We start from the raw sequence: 17,435 nt of genomic DNA, 5'->3' as shown, positions 1-17,435 counted from the left end.
TGGTGGAAACATCGGGTATGGCGAGGATCGTAGCCCAGCGGATTTTCCCGACAGCGGAACAAATACGGGAATCGCAGGATTTTATTATATAAATAAAATCAATTCTTTATGCGTTTTTGCGGCGATGCACAATTTACGATATTTCATAATTCACGAAATTTCGTATGCTGTCGGAACCGGCAGCCGAAGGAGGGTGACATGAATGAGGCGAGCATTGTCCGCGCCGACCCGGATTTGCTTGACGCAACGGCGCTGGCGCTCCTGCCGGAGGCCGCGATCGTCATCGAGACGGCGACGGACAGGATCGTCCAGTCCAATCTCAAGGCGCGTCGGATGCTTGCCGGCGAGACCGCCAATGGCCATCGTTTCTCGGACCATGTCGAGGCGGACCTCGCGGATTTCATCGTGTTCCTCGACGAGGTCGCCTATCGCGGCGAGGCCTGGACCCGGAAGGTCTCCTTGAAACGCGGCAATGGCGAGACACTCGCCGTCGAAATCCGGGGACGGCGCCTGGCGGCGGGGACCAGCCTTGTGCTCCTGATGTTCCTCGACCTCGAGGAACTGCGCCGCCACGAACGCGCCACCGAAACCGAACAGTTGCAGCGCGAAGGCCTGATGGGCTGGCGGCGGGCGCAGGAGTTCTTTTCCGAACTCGAATTCCAGAACCAGCTCATCCTGAACGCAGCCGGAGAGGGCATCTACGGCGTGAACACCAAGGGGCAGGCGACCTTTTTCAACCGCGCCGCACAGGAGATGCTCGGATGGGAGCCGGACGAACTCCTCGGCAAGCCGATCCACGACGTGATCCACCATCACCACCCCGACGGCAGCGCCTATCATGCCCATGACTGCCCGATTTACCGGTCATTCCGTTTCGAGCATGTCGCCCGCGTCGAGGACGAATTGTTCTGGCGCAAGGACGGAAAACCGATCCAGGTCGAATATGTTTCGACGCCGATCTACAACCAGAAAATACTGGCCGGCGCCGTCGTCATTTTCCGCGACGTGACGGAACGCAAGCAGAGCGAACGCAAGCTGCACGAAGCCCTCAGCGAGGTCGCCGAACTGCGCGACCGGCTGGAACAGGAAAACGCCTATCTTCAGGAGGCGATCACCAACGAGCGGGCGCACCATGACGTGATCGGCCATTCGCCGGCGATCCGGCAGATGCTCGCCAGGATCGAACTGGTCGCGCCGACCGACGCGCCGGTCTTCATCACCGGCGAGACCGGGGCCGGCAAGGCCATCGTGGCAAGCGCGATTCACAAGGATAGCGGCCGCAAGCGCCGTCCGCTGATCCAGTTCCGATGCGGCTCGATCAGCCGGCGCTCCATCGAGGCGGAACTGTTCGGCCAGTTCGGCGGGGCGGACGGAACGGCGGGTGACAATTCCGGCGCGCTGGAACTGGCGCATGGCGGCACGCTGTTCCTGGAAGATGTGTGCGAACTGCCTTTCGACCTCCAGGGCGACCTGCTGCGGGCCCTTCAGGACAGGAAGTTCAAGCGCATCGGCGACACCCATTCCCGCAACCTGAACGTTCGCGTCATCGCGTCGTCGACCAAGGATGTCGAACAGGAAGTGGCGGTCGGCCGTTTCCGGGAAGACCTGCTGCTTTTCCTGAGCGTTTTTCCGATCCACTGCTCGCCGCTGCGCGAACGCCCCGAGGATATCCCGGAACTCGCCGATCACATCCTCGGGATCGCTTGCGAACGAATGAACCGCAGAAAACCGATCGTCACCGAGCGTACCATGAACGCGCTGATGAGCTATCACTGGCCGGGTAATGTTAGGGAACTGCGCAACGTCATAGAGCGCGCGGCGATCGTCTCGACCGGCAGCAAGCTTATCGTCGAAATCGGCGGCGAGCCGACGACCCGCGATACCGGCAGGACGGTGCGCACCGAACGCGAAATGCAGCAGGAAATCCGCGCCAATCTCGTCGCCGCCCTGCGCGAAACGAACGGCAAGGTCGCCGGCAAGGAAGGCGCCGCCGCACTCCTCGGCATGAAGCCGACCACGGTCTATTCGCGCATGGACAAGTTCCGCATCGAAAGCCACGAGTGGGAATTGCGGTAACCGGATTCTCTCCCCCGAGCGGATGGAATGCTTCGGCCGATTGGATGTGTCGGTTTCATCATTCCACGTGTCAAAGTCTTGAAAGCGGCTGGTGAGACCTTTCGCTTGGTAAGGCAGCGTAGCGTCCGCTGTGTCCCAATATCAGACAGCTTTGGCCTGACGCCGTTCGGCCCGGAATTATTTGGACTGATGGCAATCTTGCGCGGAGGCGCGTCACTAGAAGGCGTGGCGAGACAAGTAACCTTACGCGTAAACCATCTTCGTCACAAATTGTTGCCCGGCTGTTACTATTTGCATTATGAAAATATTAACCACAACCGATGGGGTGCAGTGTGTTCCGGCCGAGTTTCGAGTGGCTACGCGTTTTGTTCCTGCTTGGCGGCATGTTCCTGTCGTCTGCGGTCGTGGCGCATTCGGACGAGCCCGTGAGGCGAGAGGTCCTCGCGCTTTATCACAGTGACCTTGAGCCGTCGGTGGATTCGACGCTTGTCCATCTGAATGCGGAACTACCTCTCAACCATCTCGGATACATCGTCCGTTATCATGACCTGAAACGCGGACTTCCGGGCGGAAAGGAACTCGCGAACGCGGTCGCTGTGTTGAGCATGTTCCCCGAGGATCTGCCGGACCACGAGACCTATTTCGAGTGGTTGGGTGAGATCACGCGAACGAATGATCTTCGGGTCATAATGCTGAACAATCTCGGCGGCCCCGTCACCACGCACGATGCGGAACTTCTGGGCTCGGTATTTCGCCGGATCGGACTGGAACTGACACCGAAGATCATCGACAATACGCTCACATCCCAAGTCGTCGCCCGCGATACCATGATCGGGTTCGAACGTGAGCCTGATCCGGTCCCCGAGCGACATCTCCTGGTTCGCCGATACGGAAATTCCGCCCGTGTCGCTCTCGAATATGAAAGCCGTGACGGCGGAGAGCTTTCGCGGAGCGTGGCGGTCGCGACAGGGCCGGGCGGTGGTTATGCGGCCCCCGGATTTTTTATCTACTACGATTCCGAGCTCGACCAGAAACGCTGGATCATCGATCCTTTCGAGTTTTTCGCAAGTGCGCTCGGAACCGGGCTGTTCCCCATTCCCGACACCACGACGGTTTCAGGCAGGAGGCTTTTCTTCAGCCATGTCGATGGCGACGGATGGAAAAGCCTGACGAGGATAGAGCGTTATCGCGACAAGCCGACTCTGTCGGCTGATGTGATGCTGCGCGAACTGGTCGAGCCATATCCGGATATCCCTGTGACGATCGGACCGGTCGCGAGCGACATGGATCCGTCGATCCACCACGGAAAGGATGCCGCGCGCGTCGCAAGCGAACTCTTCGCTCTACCCCAGGTCGAGATCGGGTCGCATACATATACCCATCCATTCGTATGGGAGTATTTCGAGACCTACGATCGTTCCGATGAACTGGCGCTTATCCGAAACCATGCCTTCAATGGATCAACGTCCATTTTCTCGCGCTTCGGTTCGCTGATCTCGGGCGCCCGAGCGCTGCCGGACAATTTGCTGGAGGAAGCGGATGAAGCGCTTCCCCGGTTCGATGCGCGTGAGCCCTTCAGCTTGAAGAAGGAGGTCGGCGACGCCCTCGGAATAACCGAAGCGCTCGCGCCTGCGGGTAAACATGTCGAGCTCTATCAATGGAGCGGCGACGCCGAGCCCTTCGAGGCTGCGATCGAGGCTGTAAGAAGATCAGGTCTGCGCAATTTGAACGGTGGCGAGACGCGATTTGACGCGACCCGGCCATCCGTCAGTCACATCTCGCCGATCTCCCGCCAGGTGGGCGCGCAGCGGCAGATCTATGCGCTTAACGACAACGAATACACCTATACAGATCTCTGGCGCGGCCGCTTCAACGGTTTCACGCAACTGATCGAGACATTCCGCAGAACGGAGAACCCGCGCCGCCTGCGCGGCGCGAATCTTTATTATCATGCGTATTCGGCCGAGCGGTCTGTTTCTCTCGACGCCGTACGGTCGATCCTGGGCTGGGCGCGTGAAGAGCCCGTCGCTCCGATCCGGGCTTCCGACTATGCGGCCATTGCCGACGGGTTCTTCAGCACGAAGATCAGGAAGATCGGTGATCTGCAGTGGTCTGTAAGCGACCGTGACGGTCTCCAGACGGTTCGTTTCGATAATGCCGAAGGAGTGCGTGTCGATCTTGCGGCCAGTGCCGGTGTTCTGGGTGAGACGCGCCATGGCGGCTCCCTTTACGTTGCGCTGGATTCAAAGGTCGACACTGCGATTGTAGAACTTCGCCGCGATCACGCGACAAATGTCCCGCCGACGCTCGACATGGCGATGCTCGAACAGGCCCGGTGGCGGATCAGCGGTCTGGAGCGAAAAGGTTGTCGGCTTTCGTTTCTGACGGAAGGCTTCGGAGTAGGCGACTTCGTCTGGCGCGCGCCGAGCGGCCACTACCGTATCAACGCGTCGCGCGACGGCAAGGAACTGCTCGCGACACAAGTCGCGAACAGCGCGAACGGCGAACTGCATTTCAGGCTTACGTTCGATGCAATTGAACCCGCACGCATCGACATCGCTTGCGATACCGGAGAACAGTCATGAGGCCGTCGCTTGCCGCATTCGTATTTTCGCTTGGAGCGGGCGCCTGCATGTTGGCGACACTGAGCGTTCCCGATGTTAGCGAACGAGTTGCGATGCTGAGACGCGACGGGCGTGACGAGGCCGCTGTCGCCATCGCCAACGCCGCTTACGAAATGGGCAAGGGCGGGGACTTGTTCCTCTCATCCGTGTTCGAGGTGAACAGCCGGTCCGGTGATACCGAAACGGCGCGGCAGGCCATCGGCCGATATCTTGCCCTCCACCGCGACAATGCGATTGCGCTTCGTCGTGCTGCGGATTTCTTCGCGGCGAACGACGGAAGCGCCCACCGCATAGCGATGCTCGTTCGTCTGACGGAACTGAGGAGCGAACCCGGTGATATCTCCGAACTGGCGCGGCTTTACCGGCTCGAGGGACGCTTCGAGGATGAACTGACATTACTCGACAGATTTCACGGTGTTCAACTGCCACCGGAACTCTTTGATCGATGGGAGCGCCTGTCGACCCGGAAACGCCACTCCGAAAAGATGAAGGAGTTGGCGATCGACTTCAGCACGGGCGGCGTTGCCCTCCCGCCGGAAGAAGTGAGGGCAATCCATTGAACGTCACCCTTCGCGAAACAAGCGCAAGCCGGTTGCCGCGTGAGCGATTGAAGGGCCTCCTTCTGCCGCAGATCGTGCTTGTGTTTGTCGCGCTGATTGTTCTTGCCGAGCTTCTGGGTATCGGAAAAAGTCTCCTGAACTCTCAGCCGCACCCGTTCTGGATTCCGGTATTGCTGTTCTCGGTGCTTGGCGGCCTGGCCCCCGGAATCATCTCGGCGCTGCTGGCATCCGTGCTTGATTGGCTGCTCGGCGACGCCGGACTGCCGATAGGCTTCGATTTCTACGATTATCTTCTTGCCTCGGTCAAAGAGCCCGCGCTCTGGATAGGAGCGGCCGCCGTCATCGGCGGAATTACCCGCCACCAGAGAGTGCGCACCGAGGAAGCCTTCGAAACCGCGGAACGCTTCAGAATGCAGCGCGCAACCATCGCTGACTATGCCGGGACCCTTCGTGATCAAATCCGCGATCTCGAACTGGCCGCAGCGCTTCGGGCCGACGAATCGATGGGAGACTTTCGGGCGACGCTCAAGAATATGAAGAGAACCAGGAAACTGTCGGCCCGTCATAAGTTTCTGAAACGCGCATGCCAGATCGCAACCGGCTGCGAGACAGCCGTTGTATTCCGGCGCGGTGCGCATTCCTGGCGCCTGGTCGCCGGTGCGAATATTGCCACCGATTTGAACGATCAAGAGCTCGCGGAATTCGAAACGCTTTCCTCACCCCGTGTCCTCGGGAAGCAGGTCGGCGATCAGCCCCGACGGATAGCAATTCCCTTCAATGACAAGCACGGTCCCTCGATCCTGCTTCTCGACGGGTGCCCGGCAGAAAACGATACGAAAACCCTCATATCGTTAGGCGAGTTCATCGCGGAGCGCTGGGTCCGGAGGCAGCCTATGGTCGAATTCAGCATGCGCCGCGTGCGCAAGCGTGCCGAAAGGAGGCCCATGCGGACGAACTCGGTACGCACGAAAAAGGTGCGTGCGAATGGCTGAGCGGAGGACTGAATATGCGATGCGAGAAGCGCGCTGGCGGGCTGTGGCGGCATTTACCCTGCTTTCGCTGTTCGAATGTGCGATTCTCATGGCGGGCTGGCATGGCCAGGTAGGTTGGAACGAAGTCTTGGTTCTGCATGTTGCTTCCGTCTTCGCATGCGGTGCCGTTGTTTTCCTGTTCTTCGGCGATCGGACTGCCGCGGTGACCGGTGTATTGGCGACGCTATCTATCGGTCCCTTTGGTGCTGTGGCCGTTGCCTGCATGCTGTTGAGGCTTCAATCGAAGCAAGACGAGACGGCGCGGTGCAGCGATTGGATGGACAGAATTCACCCGTCATCGGAGCATGATCGGGACGAAGCGCTTTATCACGCAATCGTCACCGGGCGGGCTTATCAGCCGGGAGGCCTGCCGAAAGCCATCGGGGCGACGATGCGCGAAGCGCCTGCTGACGATCGGGTGAAGGTGTTGAGCCGCATCGTCGCCGCCACCGGTTCGGTTCCGGGGCAGGTTTTGTCTGCGGGCCTGACGGACGAGCATCTGTCGGTACGCGCCGCGACCGCTGCGATACAGTCCCGTCAGGTAAGCCAGGCCGCCGACGTTTCGGAAGGTCGAGCATAATGTTCTCCCTCGTGCCGCGGCAGCGATCCGCACCATCGGAAAGCGATGTCTGCCTTATCGCGGAAGGTTGCTATCCGCACGTTGCCGGCGGCGTCTCGACATGGACTGACTGGTTGATGCGGAGTTGCCAGGATACGACCTTTTCGGTGATTTCCGTCGTGATGGCTTCTGACGACCGGAAGCCTCGGTATGATTTTCCGGAAAACCTGTTGTCGATCTCCGAACTCGTCCTCGATGATTACAGGGCGGGAACCGGTGGGCGGTCACGGGTCGCCTTGGAAGACGCCGAGCGCCTGGCCACAACCATGTGCCGCTTCATGCTGAACGGCGAACTGGAGGATCTCGCCTGGATCGTGCGCTTTGCAAACGATCCCGGAAATCCGCGTTCCCTCGAGTTTCTCACGCATTCGCCCTTCGCGTGGCAAGTTTGCGTTGCGAGCTACAAGACCTTGATGCCGCAGGCATCCTTCAAGGACTTTTTCTGGGCGTGGCAGGCGCTTACCGGCGGCCTATTCGCTGTGGTGAAGGCGGATTTGCCAAAGGCGCGAACCTATCACGCCCTGTCCACCGGATATGCGGGGCTTCTCGCGGCACGCGCGAAGATCGAGGGAGCCGGACAGGTTATCGTTACCGAGCATGGCATCTACACCAATGAGCGGCAAATCGAGATCCTGATGGCCGACTGGATCGATGACACGATAGACAAGGGACTGGCCCTTGCGGACAGCCGCTTCGATCTGCGTGATCTTTGGACCGTTGCGTTCAAGTCGTTTGCAAGGGCGTGTTATGCCGGGTGCGACCGTATTCTGACCCTTTTCGATGCCAACCAGGCAATGCAGCGCGCGCTCGGAGCGCCGGAAAACAAGCTTTCGGTTATTCCCAATGGTATTGATGTCGATCGCTTCGGCGCAATCACGAGAGCATCGGAAGATACGCCGCCGACGGTCGCGCTGATCGGGCGCATCGTTCCCATCAAGGACATCAAGACATTCCTGCGCGCCGCGGATATTGTACGCACGGAATTGCCGCAAACCCGCTTTCTGATCGCCGGTCCGGCCGAAGAAGCGCCGGACTATGCTGCCGACTGCCGGCGACTGGTCACCGACCTCGGACTTGAAGACCACGTTACCTTCACCGGAAGAGTCGATACCGCCGAATTGTTGAGCCGTTGCCATGTGGTTGCGCTGACCAGCGTGAGCGAGGCGCAGCCCCTGTGTCTGCTTGAGGCCGGTGCCGCCGGATTGCCCTGTGTTGCGACGGATGTCGGATCCTGCCGTGAACTGCTGCTTGGGTCGGGAAAACGCGGCAACACGCAGCCGGGCGGATTTGTGGCGGGCGCCCTTGATGCGCCGGGCGTCGCGAGCCACCTCGTCACGCTGCTGCGTGATCCGGATTTGCGATCGCGGCTCGGCCGTAATCTCAGGCAGCGCGTGAACAAGCGTTACCGGGCTGATGATGTCGCGGAGGCCTATCGCCGGATCTACGCCTGGAAGGAACACTGATGGCCGGCATAGGTTTCTCATTGCAGCGCCCGGATAAAGAAAACTGCGATCCGGAGCGCCAGAGAGGTGGACGCTATGGAGCAATGGCGATCATTGGTCCGTGGATATTCGCCATCCTTGCGTTTGAAATTCTTCGCCGGAGCCTTCGCCTGGAGGGAGCAGACGACGACGGATTGCCGCTGCAGTCCAGCATCATCTATCTCTTCCTGGTCAGCCTTGTTTCCGCGGCACCCGTGACCGCCATCATGTTGCGCATGGTGTTCGACGATATCCATCGAAGGCAGAGCGAACACGTGGTGACCATCTACTTGCTGGCTCTCGCAGGTTCGATGACGGTTGGACTGATTGCCGCGCAAGTCGCATTTGGTATCGTGGCGGGATTTCCAGCTGCTGATATGTTCCCGATGATGGCGGCCTCAGGTGCGATGGCGATGACATGGACCGCCGCGACTTTCGCCGCCGCGATACGCGCCTACAAGGCGATCGGTTACGCATTCATGGTCGGATTCGCTCTCGCTGTCGCCGCGACGCTGTTCGTTGCGGGCCAGTCGGGTGGACCGCAAATCCAGGCGCTTGCCTTCGCGTGCGGCTTTGCTTCCACTTTCGTATGGCTGAGCGGCGAAGTGATCCGGGTTTTCGATGGCCCATCGGCCGGGGAGCTGCGGCCGGTCGTCAAAAGGGTTCTGCGCGATGGCCTCCGCTACAGAACAATTGGTTTTGGTGCATTTGCCGCGGCGGCGGCGATATGGACGGATTCCATCGTCGTGTGGTTCGGGCCTTTTGGCGAGGTGGCATCGAACGGGCTTTCGACGATGCCGTTCTATGACAGCGCAATGTTTGTTTCACGTATCAGCATGTTACCGGGCTTGCTCGTCTTTCTGGCATTTCATGATGGCATCTGGTTCGACCGCATGCAGGGCTTCCTCCGCGCCGTCAATCGGAACGAGGCGCTTGAGCGGATCATGGCGCAATCAGCCCTTCTTGAGGGCGCTGTCCGGCGCGGACTTCTTTGGCTGATCGCGATCCAGTCTCTCATCGCGGTGATGCTGTACGTTCTCGCACCCGCGCTTATAGAACCGTTTGGAATGATGTATCAGCAAACCGGCATATTGCGGGTCGGACTGCTTGGCACCCTGTTCTTCGCGCTATTCTCGCTGATGGCGACATTGGTCTTGTATCTGGGGCGCGACTGCGAGTTTCTCCGGCTGCAGCTTGCCTTCCTCGTTCTCAATGGGCTGGCGACCTATTTCTTCATGCGCTGGGGAGCCGATTATCTCGGATTCGGGTTCCTCGTGGCATCTGTAGCGGGTGCGGTTTTCGCCGCCGCCGTTCTCGAGGATACGCTGAATCGTCTGCCATACATCACCTTCGCCAATGCGCTGCGGAACTCGCGCAATGTGTATGCGTCGCGCGCCCCGCGACGTTTCGTGGTGGCGCTGCGCCCGTTTTCCCTGAGCGATCTTCTGCCTGCGAGGCTCCGGTGACTTTCCCGCCGAAACGTCGCCTTTGGTCGCGACGAAGCATCAACTCCGGTCTGTGGTCCGCGATTGCCGGCGGTCTGCTTGCATCGGCGACGCCATCGTTCTCCAATGCCGATGCCGACCGTGAAGACGCGCTTGCCGATCTGAATGCCGTGCGCAGGTGGGGCTGCCAGTACCAGAATATCGATGTCGATGCGATCACCGCTTCTGATCTCGATCTCATCGTACTTGAGCCCAGTCTCAATGATGATGCGCTGATATTTCTGTCGCCCGATGAGATCGACCGGATGAAAACTAAGCCCGGTGGTGGAAGGCGGCTGGTTTTGGCCTATCTGGCGGTCGGCGAAGCCAATGTGAACAGGTGGTTCTGGCCGAATGCCTGGCGCCGCTCTCCGCCCGACTGGCTCGGACCGTTGAATCCGAGCTGGCCGGGCGCACGGCTTGTTCGATACTGGGCGCCGGAATGGCAAACACTGATTTTTTCGCATCAGAAATCGCTGCTCAACCGGATCGTTGCCTCAGGCTTCGACGGCGTCCTGCTTGACCGTATCGACAGCTATGTGGAGTGGCAGGAAGAATTTCCGGGCGCCGATGTTGAAATGGTCAAGCTGGTGCAGCGAATTTCGCAGCACGCGCGCGAAAGAAATCGCGGCTTCCTGATCATGGGGCAAAACGCCGAGGATCTCCTTTACGACAGTGCCTATCGCCGCGCGCTCGACGGCTTGAACAAGGAGTCCCTGTTTACCGGGCTTCGCGGGATGGACACGGTAAACGCGGAAAGCGACGTTGCGTGGAGCCTTGAGCGCCTGGAACTTGCGAGAAAGGCCGGGATCACCGTGCTCGTCACCGACTATGCGAAATCTGAAAAGATGCGTGCATATGCCCGGCGAGCAGCCAAAAAACACGGCATGCCCCTTTTCCAGGGAACGTGGGACCTCGACAGGCTTCCGCTGTAAGAGAACGCGGACCGGTCCCCTTTCGGGTCGAGGGATTGATCCGCGAGGCTCGATTCGTCCGATATCCGGCGTGCTTGCCAGACGCCGTTACCCACACCGCCAATGGTCCACGCATTGGCCGCGAATGCGCCTGGATTCCTAGACTCTGGGAAGAAGAGTGGTGCCGCATGTCGGATTCGAACCAACGACCCCATCATTACGAATGATGTGCTCTACCAACTGAGCTAATGCGGCGGGAGCGTTACCTTGCCGGAAAAACGCTAACGCGCGCTTTATCGGCATCGGCCCCGGAATTCAAGGCCCCAATCTCCACAACAGGGCCTCACCGGCTTTATTATTTGTATCATATGGACAATTCCGTATTTCGGTTCCAAGTTTCTCCTTGCAAGTTGCGCGAAGGCCGTCGCCTGGAGCGCGCCGAAAGATCGAAGTCAGTGGGAGGATTTTGATGTCGAAAGTGGAAATGACCGTGAACGGTCGCGCCGTCTCGGGCGAAGTCGAGGACCGGACGCTGCTCGTGCAGTTCCTGCGCGAGAACCTGAACCTGACCGGCACGCACGTCGGCTGCGATACGTCGCAATGCGGCGCCTGCGTGGTCCATGTCGACGGCAAGGCGGTGAAGTCCTGCACGATGCTGGCGGCCCAGGCCTCCGGCTCGACCGTCACCACCATCGAGGGGCTTGCCTCGGGTGGCGAACTGCACCCCGTCCAGGCCGCCTTCAAGGAGCATCACGGCCTGCAATGCGGCTTCTGCACGCCGGGCATGATCATGGCGGCGACCGACATGATCGAGCGACATGGCGGCAAGCTGGACGAGAAGACCGTGCGCGCGGAACTCGAGGGCAATATCTGCCGCTGTACCGGCTACCACAACATCGTCAAGGCGATCCTCGCCGCCGCCGAAGAGATGAGCGGCGCGGCGAAAGTGGCCGCGGAATAAGCGAATAGAGAATGGCACGGAGCGAATAGGGCAGGAGGAAGCGAAGGCGAACGGGAAAACATCCTGTGCGCATTCGCTGTTCCCTAATCGCTTCCGACCCAAGGGAGGATTTCATGGGAATGGAAGGCATCGGCGCCCGCGTGGCGCGCAAGGAAGACAAGAGATTCATCACCGGCAAGGGCCGCTACACGGACGACATGTCCGTCCCCGGCATGAAACATGCGGCATTCGTCCGTTCGCCGCATGCCCACGCCGTGATCAAGGGCATCGATTCCTCCGAGGCGGAAAAGATGCCGGGCGTGATCGGTGTTCTGGCCGGCGCCGAAATGACGACGGACGGGATCGGTTCGCTGATTTGCGGCTGGATGATCCACTCCAAGGACGGTTCGCCGATGAATATGGGCGATTGGCGCCCGCTGGCGGACAAGAAAGTGCGCTATGTCGGCGATGCGGTGGCGATCGTTGTCGCCGACACCAAGGCCCAGGCGCGCGACGCCGCCGAGGCGGTTAAGGTCGATTACGATGTACTGCCGGCGGTCACCAGCGCTGTCGACGCCCTGAAACCGGGTGCGCCGCAGATCCACGACAACGCGCCGGGCAACCAGATCTATGACTGGGAAATCGGCGATCTGGACGCCGTCGACAAGGCCATCGCATCGGCCGCCCATGTCACCACGCTGGACCTCGTCAACAACCGCCTCGTGCCGAATGCGATGGAGCCGCGCGCCGCGCTCGGTGTCTATGACGAGGCCGAGGATCACTACACCTGCTGGACGACATCGCAGAACCCACATGTCGCCCGTCTCGTGATGAGCGCCTTCTACAATGTCGCGCCGGAAAACAAGCTGCGCGTCATTGCGCCGGATGTCGGCGGCGGCTTCGGCTCGAAGATCTACATCTATCCCGAAGAAATCACCTGCCTGTGGGCGTCGAAGAAGACCGGCGTGCCGGTCAAGTGGGTTGCCGACCGCACCGAGAGCTTCCTGACGGATGCCCATGGCCGCGATCACGTGACGACGATCCAGATGGCCTTCGACGCGGACAACAAGATAACCGCCCTGAAAGCGGACACGATCGCCAATCTCGGCGCCTACATGTCGTTGTTCTCTTCGGTCGTGCCGACCTACCTGCACGCGATCCTGTATTCGGGCCAGTACGTCATCCCGGCGATCCACTGCAACATGCGCACGGCCTACACGAACACCGTGCCGGTGGACGCCTATCGCGGGGCCGGTCGGCCCGAAACGACCTATGCGCTGGAGCGGGTCGTCGAAACGGCGGCGCGCGAGCTCGGCGTTTCGCCGGCCGAATTGCGCCGCAAGAACTTCATCCGGGAATGGCCGTATCAGACACCGGTGATCCTCCAGTATGATTCCGGCGACTACGAGGCTTCGCTCGATGCGGCAATGAAGGCGATCGACTATGACAGCTTCCCCGCCCGCAAGGCGGAAGCCGAGGCCCGCGGCAAGAAGCGCGGCATCGGCATGAGTTGCTACATCGAGGCCTGCGGCATCGCGCCGTCCCAGGCCATCGGCTCGCTTGGTGCCGGTGTGGGCCTGTGGGAATCGGCGGAGATCCGCGTCAATGCCGTCGGCACCGTGGAAATCCTGACGGGCTCGCATTCTCACGGTCAGGGACACGAGACGACCTTCGCGCAATTGGTGTCCGATCGTTTCGGCGTGCCGATCGACTCGGTTTCCGTCGTCCACGGCGATACCGACAAGGTGCAGATGGGCATGGGAACCTATGGCTCCCGGTCCGGACCGGTCGGCATGAGCGCCGTCGTCAAGGCGCTCGACAAGGTCGAGAAGAAAGCGAAGATGATCGCCGCGCATCTGCTCGAAGCCGATGAATCCGACATCGTCATCGAGAACGGCCAGGTGAAGGTCGCCGGCACCGACAAGGCGCTCGGTTGGCACGAGGTCGCGCTCAATGCCTATACGGCGCACAACCTGCCGGCGGAGATGGAGCCGGGCCTGAAGGAAACGGCCTTCTTCGATCCGGCCAACTTCTCCTTTCCGGCTGGCTGCCATATCTGCGAGGTCGAGATCGATCCCGACACCGGCAAGACGGAAATCGTCAAGTTCGTCGCTTCCGACGATTTCGGCAACATCATCAATCCGATGATTGTCGAGGGGCAGGTGCATGGCGGGCTTGCGCAGGGCATCGGCCAGGCGTTGCTGGAAGGCACGTCCTACGATGCGGAGACCGGGCAGCTTCTGACGGCGACCTACATGGACTACACCATGCCGCGCGCCGACGACCTGCCGTCCTACACGGTGTCCAACACGGTGACGCCGTCTCCGCTGAACCCGCTCGGGATCAAGGGATGCGGCGAGGCGGGTGCCATCGGCTCCCCGCCGGCCTTGATGAACGCCATCACCGATGCGATCGGTAACAACAACCTGTCCATGCCGGCCACGCCGCAAAAGGTGTGGGCCGCGATCAACGCGGCCTGATCCGGTCCGAGAGCGAAAGGAAACAGATCATGTACGAGACCCATTACCATCGCGCCGGTTCCGTGGATGAGGCGGCAAAGCTGATGGGCGAGGCCGAAAGCGGCAAATATGTCGCGGGCGGCCAGACCCTGATCCCGACCATGAAGCAGCGCCTCGCCGCACCCGACAGCCTGATCGATCTGCGCCATATCGCGAACCTCAAGGGCATCTCGGTCAGCGGCAAGGATGTCCGCATCGGTGCGGGGACGACCCACGCCGAAGTCGCGGGTTCGTCGGACCTCGCATCCGTCTGCCCGGGCATCTGCTCGCTGGCGGGCCATATCGGCGACCCGCATGTGCGGCACATGGGCACGATCGGCGGCTCCATCTCCAACAACGACCCGGCGGCCGATTATCCTGCGGCCATGCTGGCGCTGAACGCCACGATCCACACCAACAAACGCGAGATCGCGGCGGAAGAGTTCTTCGTCGGCATGTTCGAGACGGCATTGGAGGAAGACGAAATCGTCACCGCGGCGTCGTTCACCGCGCCGGACAAATGCGCCTACTCGAAATTCCCCAACCCGGCGTCGCGCTATGCCATGGCGGGCGTCTTCGTGGCGAAGGGCGGTGACGGCGTGCGCGTCGGCGTGACCGGCGCCGGCGTGGACGGCGCGTTCCGCTGGAGCGAGGCGGAAGAGGCGCTCGGCTCGGATTTCTCGGCTGGCGCGCTGGACGGACTATCCGTCGATGCCGGCGACATGCTGGAAGATCTCCACGGCTCCGCCGAGTACCGCGCCAACCTCGTCAAGGTCATGGCCAAACGGGCCGTCGCGGCGGTCTGACGGGCAGGGATAAGGTATCGGAAGGGGCGGTTTTCGGGCTGCCCTTTTTCGTGACCGGACGCTGCTTCACGATTGTTTGAATAACTCTCCATGGAACTTTCCGGTTTCCCGCGCTTAATGCCTCTATGAGAAAACTCCTCGCAGCGGCATTGATGCTGATTCTCGTTGCCGGTCACGCGCTCGCGCTGACCGCATCGGCATCCGCCATGGTTTTCCCGCAGGGTGGCCAGGTGGTTTCGGGACCGGTGTCCGACGTTGCGGCGATCCCTTCGAACAAGCGCGTATGCTGGCGAAAGACCATGTTTACCGCCGGCGGTGACGCCGATCCCGGTTTCGCGCCGCCCTGCGGCGGCGACGTCAAGTTTTCCAGCGATATCAGGATCATGTTCCAGCGTCCGGATCGTCAGGTCCACGCGGCGCGGGACCTGCACCGTCTCTTTGGCGGTAGTCGTGACGGACCGTTCAGACCTCCGATCGCCTGAACGCGAGCCGCCGGCGTTCCCATAATCGCCGGCCTGTCCAAAGCATTCAGGAGACCAGACATGAAGAATTCCACCATACCGCCCGATATGGGGGGTCCGCTCGGCAATTCCGGCAGCGCGGAAAATCCCCGAACCTTCTCCCGCCGCGCCATACTCGTCGGAACGGCCGGCCTTGCGGGCGTGGCGCTGGCAGGCTGCCAGACCGCCACACCGACCGTGACGCCCGCGGCCCCGCCGCCATCGGCGTCCCCGTCGGCGCTGTCAGCCTATCGCGCCCTGCCGAACGAGCGCTTTCCGATACCGGCCGTCGACCCGACGAAGGTGCCAAGTCGATTCCATCGGCAACAGGTCTCGTATCCGACGAACGAGGCCGTCGGCACGATCATCGTCGACACGAACCAGTTCTACCTCCATCTGGTCCAGGAAAACGGCATGGCGATGCGCTACGGCGTCGGGCTCGGGCGTGCCGGGTTCGAATGGTCGGGCAGGGCGAAGGTCGCCTACAAGCGCCAGTGGCCGACATGGACGCCGCCCGCCGAGATGATCGCGCGTGAACCGGAACTGGAGAAATGGAGCGCCGCCAATGGCGGCATGCCGCCCGGCCCGATGAATCCGCTCGGCGCGCGGGCGCTCTATATCTTCCAGAACGGGAAAGACACGCTCTACCGTATTCACGGCTCGCCGGAATACTGGTCGATCGGCAAGGCCGTATCGAGCGGGTGCGTGCGGCTTATCCAGCAGGACGTTATCGATCTTTACGGCCGCGTCACGCCGGGCGCTGCCATCATCGTCGTGTGAGTTTCAAGCCCGGCCGGAAACGGCCGGGCTTTTTCTTTCCGTCTGGAACGGGAAGCGTTGCCGCGCGATATCAGCGCTTTGGCGTTTAGCCGCAGAGGCTCGCTTTCGCCTCTGCATATTCGCGCTTCAGGCGGCCGACGAGATCGGCGACGGGCGCGATTTCCTTGACCGCGCCGATGCCCTGGCCCGAACCCCAGATATCCTTCCAGGCTTTCGCACCGGGTTGCGCCGCCTTGTCGAAATCCATCTTGGAGGGATCGGCTTCGGGGAGTGCGTCCGGATCCATGCCCGCGCCGGATATCGAAGGCTTCAGGTAGTTGCCGTGGATGCCGGTGAAATAGTTCGAATAGACGATATCCTTGGCCGTCGAGTCGACGATCATCTGCTTGTAGTCATCGACGGCGCGCGCTTCCGGCGTGGCGATGAAGGGCGAGCCGATATAGGCCATGTCCGCGCCCATCGCCTGCGCCGCCAGGATCGAGCGCCCGTTGGCGATCGCGCCGGACAACAGCAGCGGCCCGTCGAACCATTCGCGAATTTCCTGCACCAGCGCGAAGGGCGACAGCGGTCCCGCGTGGCCGCCCGCGCCGGCCGCAACGGCGATCAGCCCGTCGGCGCCCTTGCGGATCGCCGAATTGGCATGCCGGTTGTTGATGACGTCGTGCAGCACGATGCCGCCATAGGAGTGGATCGCCTGGTTGACCTCAGGCACCGCGCCGAGCGACGAGATCACGATCGGCACCTTGTATTTCACGCACATGGTCAGGTCGTGCTCCAGACGCTTGTTCGACATGTGCACGATCTGGTTGACGGCGAAGGGCGCGGCGGGGTTGTCGGGATTCTTGGCGTTGTGGTCGGCAAGTTCCTCGGTGATCTGGGCCAGCCATTCGTCCAGTTGTGCTTCCGGGCGCGCATTGAGGGCGGGAAACGAGCCGACGACGCCCGCCTTGCACTGCGCCAGCACCAGCGGGGGGTGGGAAATGATGAACAGCGGGGCCGCCACCGCCGGCAATTGCAGATTTTCCTTCAGGATTGACGGCAGCGCCATCGGCTCCTCCCAAATTTTGACGTTTTCGTAAACGTAAGACCTAACTGTGTTGCGCGTGCGAGGCAAGCGGTCAT

General features: G+C 61.1%; 14 protein-coding genes and 1 tRNA gene. 13 read left to right on the top strand and 2 right to left on the bottom strand.

From position 1 onward, the window contains the following. Positions 1–198: 198 nt before the first annotated feature. From ACQK2M_RS22840 to ACQK2M_RS22805, 8 genes are all read left to right on the top strand, one after another. Positions 199–2,076, top strand: a complete 1,878-nt coding sequence (locus ACQK2M_RS22840; protein WP_425419712.1) for a sigma 54-interacting transcriptional regulator — start codon at positions 199–201, stop codon at positions 2,074–2,076. 332 nt (positions 2,077–2,408) lie between these two features. Further along, entirely contained in the window at positions 2,409–4,661 is a 2,253-nt protein-coding gene (locus ACQK2M_RS22835) for a polysaccharide deacetylase family protein (protein WP_425419711.1), read from the top strand. Beyond that, positions 4,658–5,260: a hypothetical protein gene (locus ACQK2M_RS22830; RefSeq protein WP_425419710.1), complete on the top strand. Its 603-nt coding sequence runs from the start codon at positions 4,658–4,660 to the stop codon at positions 5,258–5,260. The genes ACQK2M_RS22835 and ACQK2M_RS22830 overlap by 4 nt, the downstream gene beginning before the upstream one ends. 80 nt (positions 5,261–5,340) lie before the next feature. Then, positions 5,341–6,252, top strand: coding sequence for a hypothetical protein (locus ACQK2M_RS22825; protein ID WP_425419709.1), 912 nt, complete (start codon positions 5,341–5,343; stop codon positions 6,250–6,252). Continuing rightward, positions 6,245–6,871, top strand: coding sequence for a hypothetical protein (locus tag ACQK2M_RS22820; RefSeq protein WP_425419708.1), 627 nt, complete (start codon positions 6,245–6,247; stop codon positions 6,869–6,871). The genes ACQK2M_RS22825 and ACQK2M_RS22820 overlap by 8 nt, the downstream gene beginning before the upstream one ends. Beyond that, the gene (gene pelF / locus ACQK2M_RS22815) at positions 6,871–8,373 is read left to right on the top strand and encodes a GT4 family glycosyltransferase PelF (protein WP_425419707.1); all 1,503 of its coding nucleotides are present in this window, start codon (positions 6,871–6,873) and stop codon (positions 8,371–8,373) included. Before ACQK2M_RS22820 ends, pelF begins: the two co-directional genes overlap by 1 nt. Next, a complete protein-coding gene (gene pelG / locus ACQK2M_RS22810) occupies positions 8,373–9,857 on the top strand; it encodes an exopolysaccharide Pel transporter PelG (RefSeq protein WP_425419706.1) in 1,485 nt (494 codons plus the stop codon). The genes pelF and pelG overlap by 1 nt, the downstream gene beginning before the upstream one ends. Then, on the top strand, positions 9,854–10,810 hold the full coding sequence (locus tag ACQK2M_RS22805; protein ID WP_223476489.1) for an endo alpha-1,4 polygalactosaminidase: 957 nt from the start codon (positions 9,854–9,856) through the stop codon (positions 10,808–10,810). The genes pelG and ACQK2M_RS22805 overlap by 4 nt, the downstream gene beginning before the upstream one ends. 158 nt (positions 10,811–10,968) lie before the next feature. Here ACQK2M_RS22805 and ACQK2M_RS22800 read toward each other — a convergent pair. Next, positions 10,969–11,044: transfer RNA gene (locus ACQK2M_RS22800), tRNA-Thr, on the bottom strand. A 214-nt stretch (positions 11,045–11,258) separates the two neighbouring features. On the opposite strand from ACQK2M_RS22800, the gene ACQK2M_RS22795 reads away from it, so the two are divergent. From ACQK2M_RS22795 to ACQK2M_RS22775, 5 genes are all read left to right on the top strand, one after another. Then, complete coding sequence (locus ACQK2M_RS22795; RefSeq protein WP_223476488.1) at positions 11,259–11,750, top strand: (2Fe-2S)-binding protein; 492 nt, start codon at positions 11,259–11,261, stop codon at positions 11,748–11,750. A 113-nt stretch (positions 11,751–11,863) separates the two neighbouring features. Then, on the top strand, positions 11,864–14,209 hold the full coding sequence (locus ACQK2M_RS22790) for a xanthine dehydrogenase family protein molybdopterin-binding subunit (protein ID WP_425419705.1): 2,346 nt from the start codon (positions 11,864–11,866) through the stop codon (positions 14,207–14,209). Positions 14,210–14,238: 29 nt separating this feature from the next. Continuing rightward, complete coding sequence (locus ACQK2M_RS22785) at positions 14,239–15,033, top strand: FAD binding domain-containing protein (protein ID WP_425419704.1); 795 nt, start codon at positions 14,239–14,241, stop codon at positions 15,031–15,033. Between the two features lie 125 nt (positions 15,034–15,158). Further along, positions 15,159–15,515 carry a hypothetical protein gene (locus ACQK2M_RS22780; protein WP_425419703.1) on the top strand — a complete coding sequence of 119 codons (357 nt, stop codon included), beginning with the start codon at positions 15,159–15,161 and terminating at the stop codon, positions 15,513–15,515. A gap of 87 nt (positions 15,516–15,602) precedes the next feature. Next, positions 15,603–16,313 (top strand): L,D-transpeptidase, encoded by a 711-nt coding sequence (locus ACQK2M_RS22775; protein ID WP_425420119.1) that lies wholly within the window; start codon positions 15,603–15,605, stop codon positions 16,311–16,313. Between the two features lie 85 nt (positions 16,314–16,398). Here ACQK2M_RS22775 and ACQK2M_RS22770 read toward each other — a convergent pair whose 3' ends face one another. Then, positions 16,399–17,361, bottom strand: a complete 963-nt coding sequence (locus tag ACQK2M_RS22770; RefSeq protein WP_425419702.1) for an NAD(P)H-dependent flavin oxidoreductase — start codon at positions 17,359–17,361, stop codon at positions 16,399–16,401. Between the last annotated feature and the right edge of the window lie 74 nt (positions 17,362–17,435).

Source organism: Oricola indica, from assembly GCF_965227485.1.
In the GTDB taxonomy this organism is placed as follows: domain Bacteria; phylum Pseudomonadota; class Alphaproteobacteria; order Rhizobiales; family Rhizobiaceae; genus Oricola; species Oricola indica.
The sequence above is the reverse complement of the archived record's forward strand: the minus strand, read 5'-3'. Positions and strand labels throughout refer to the sequence as shown.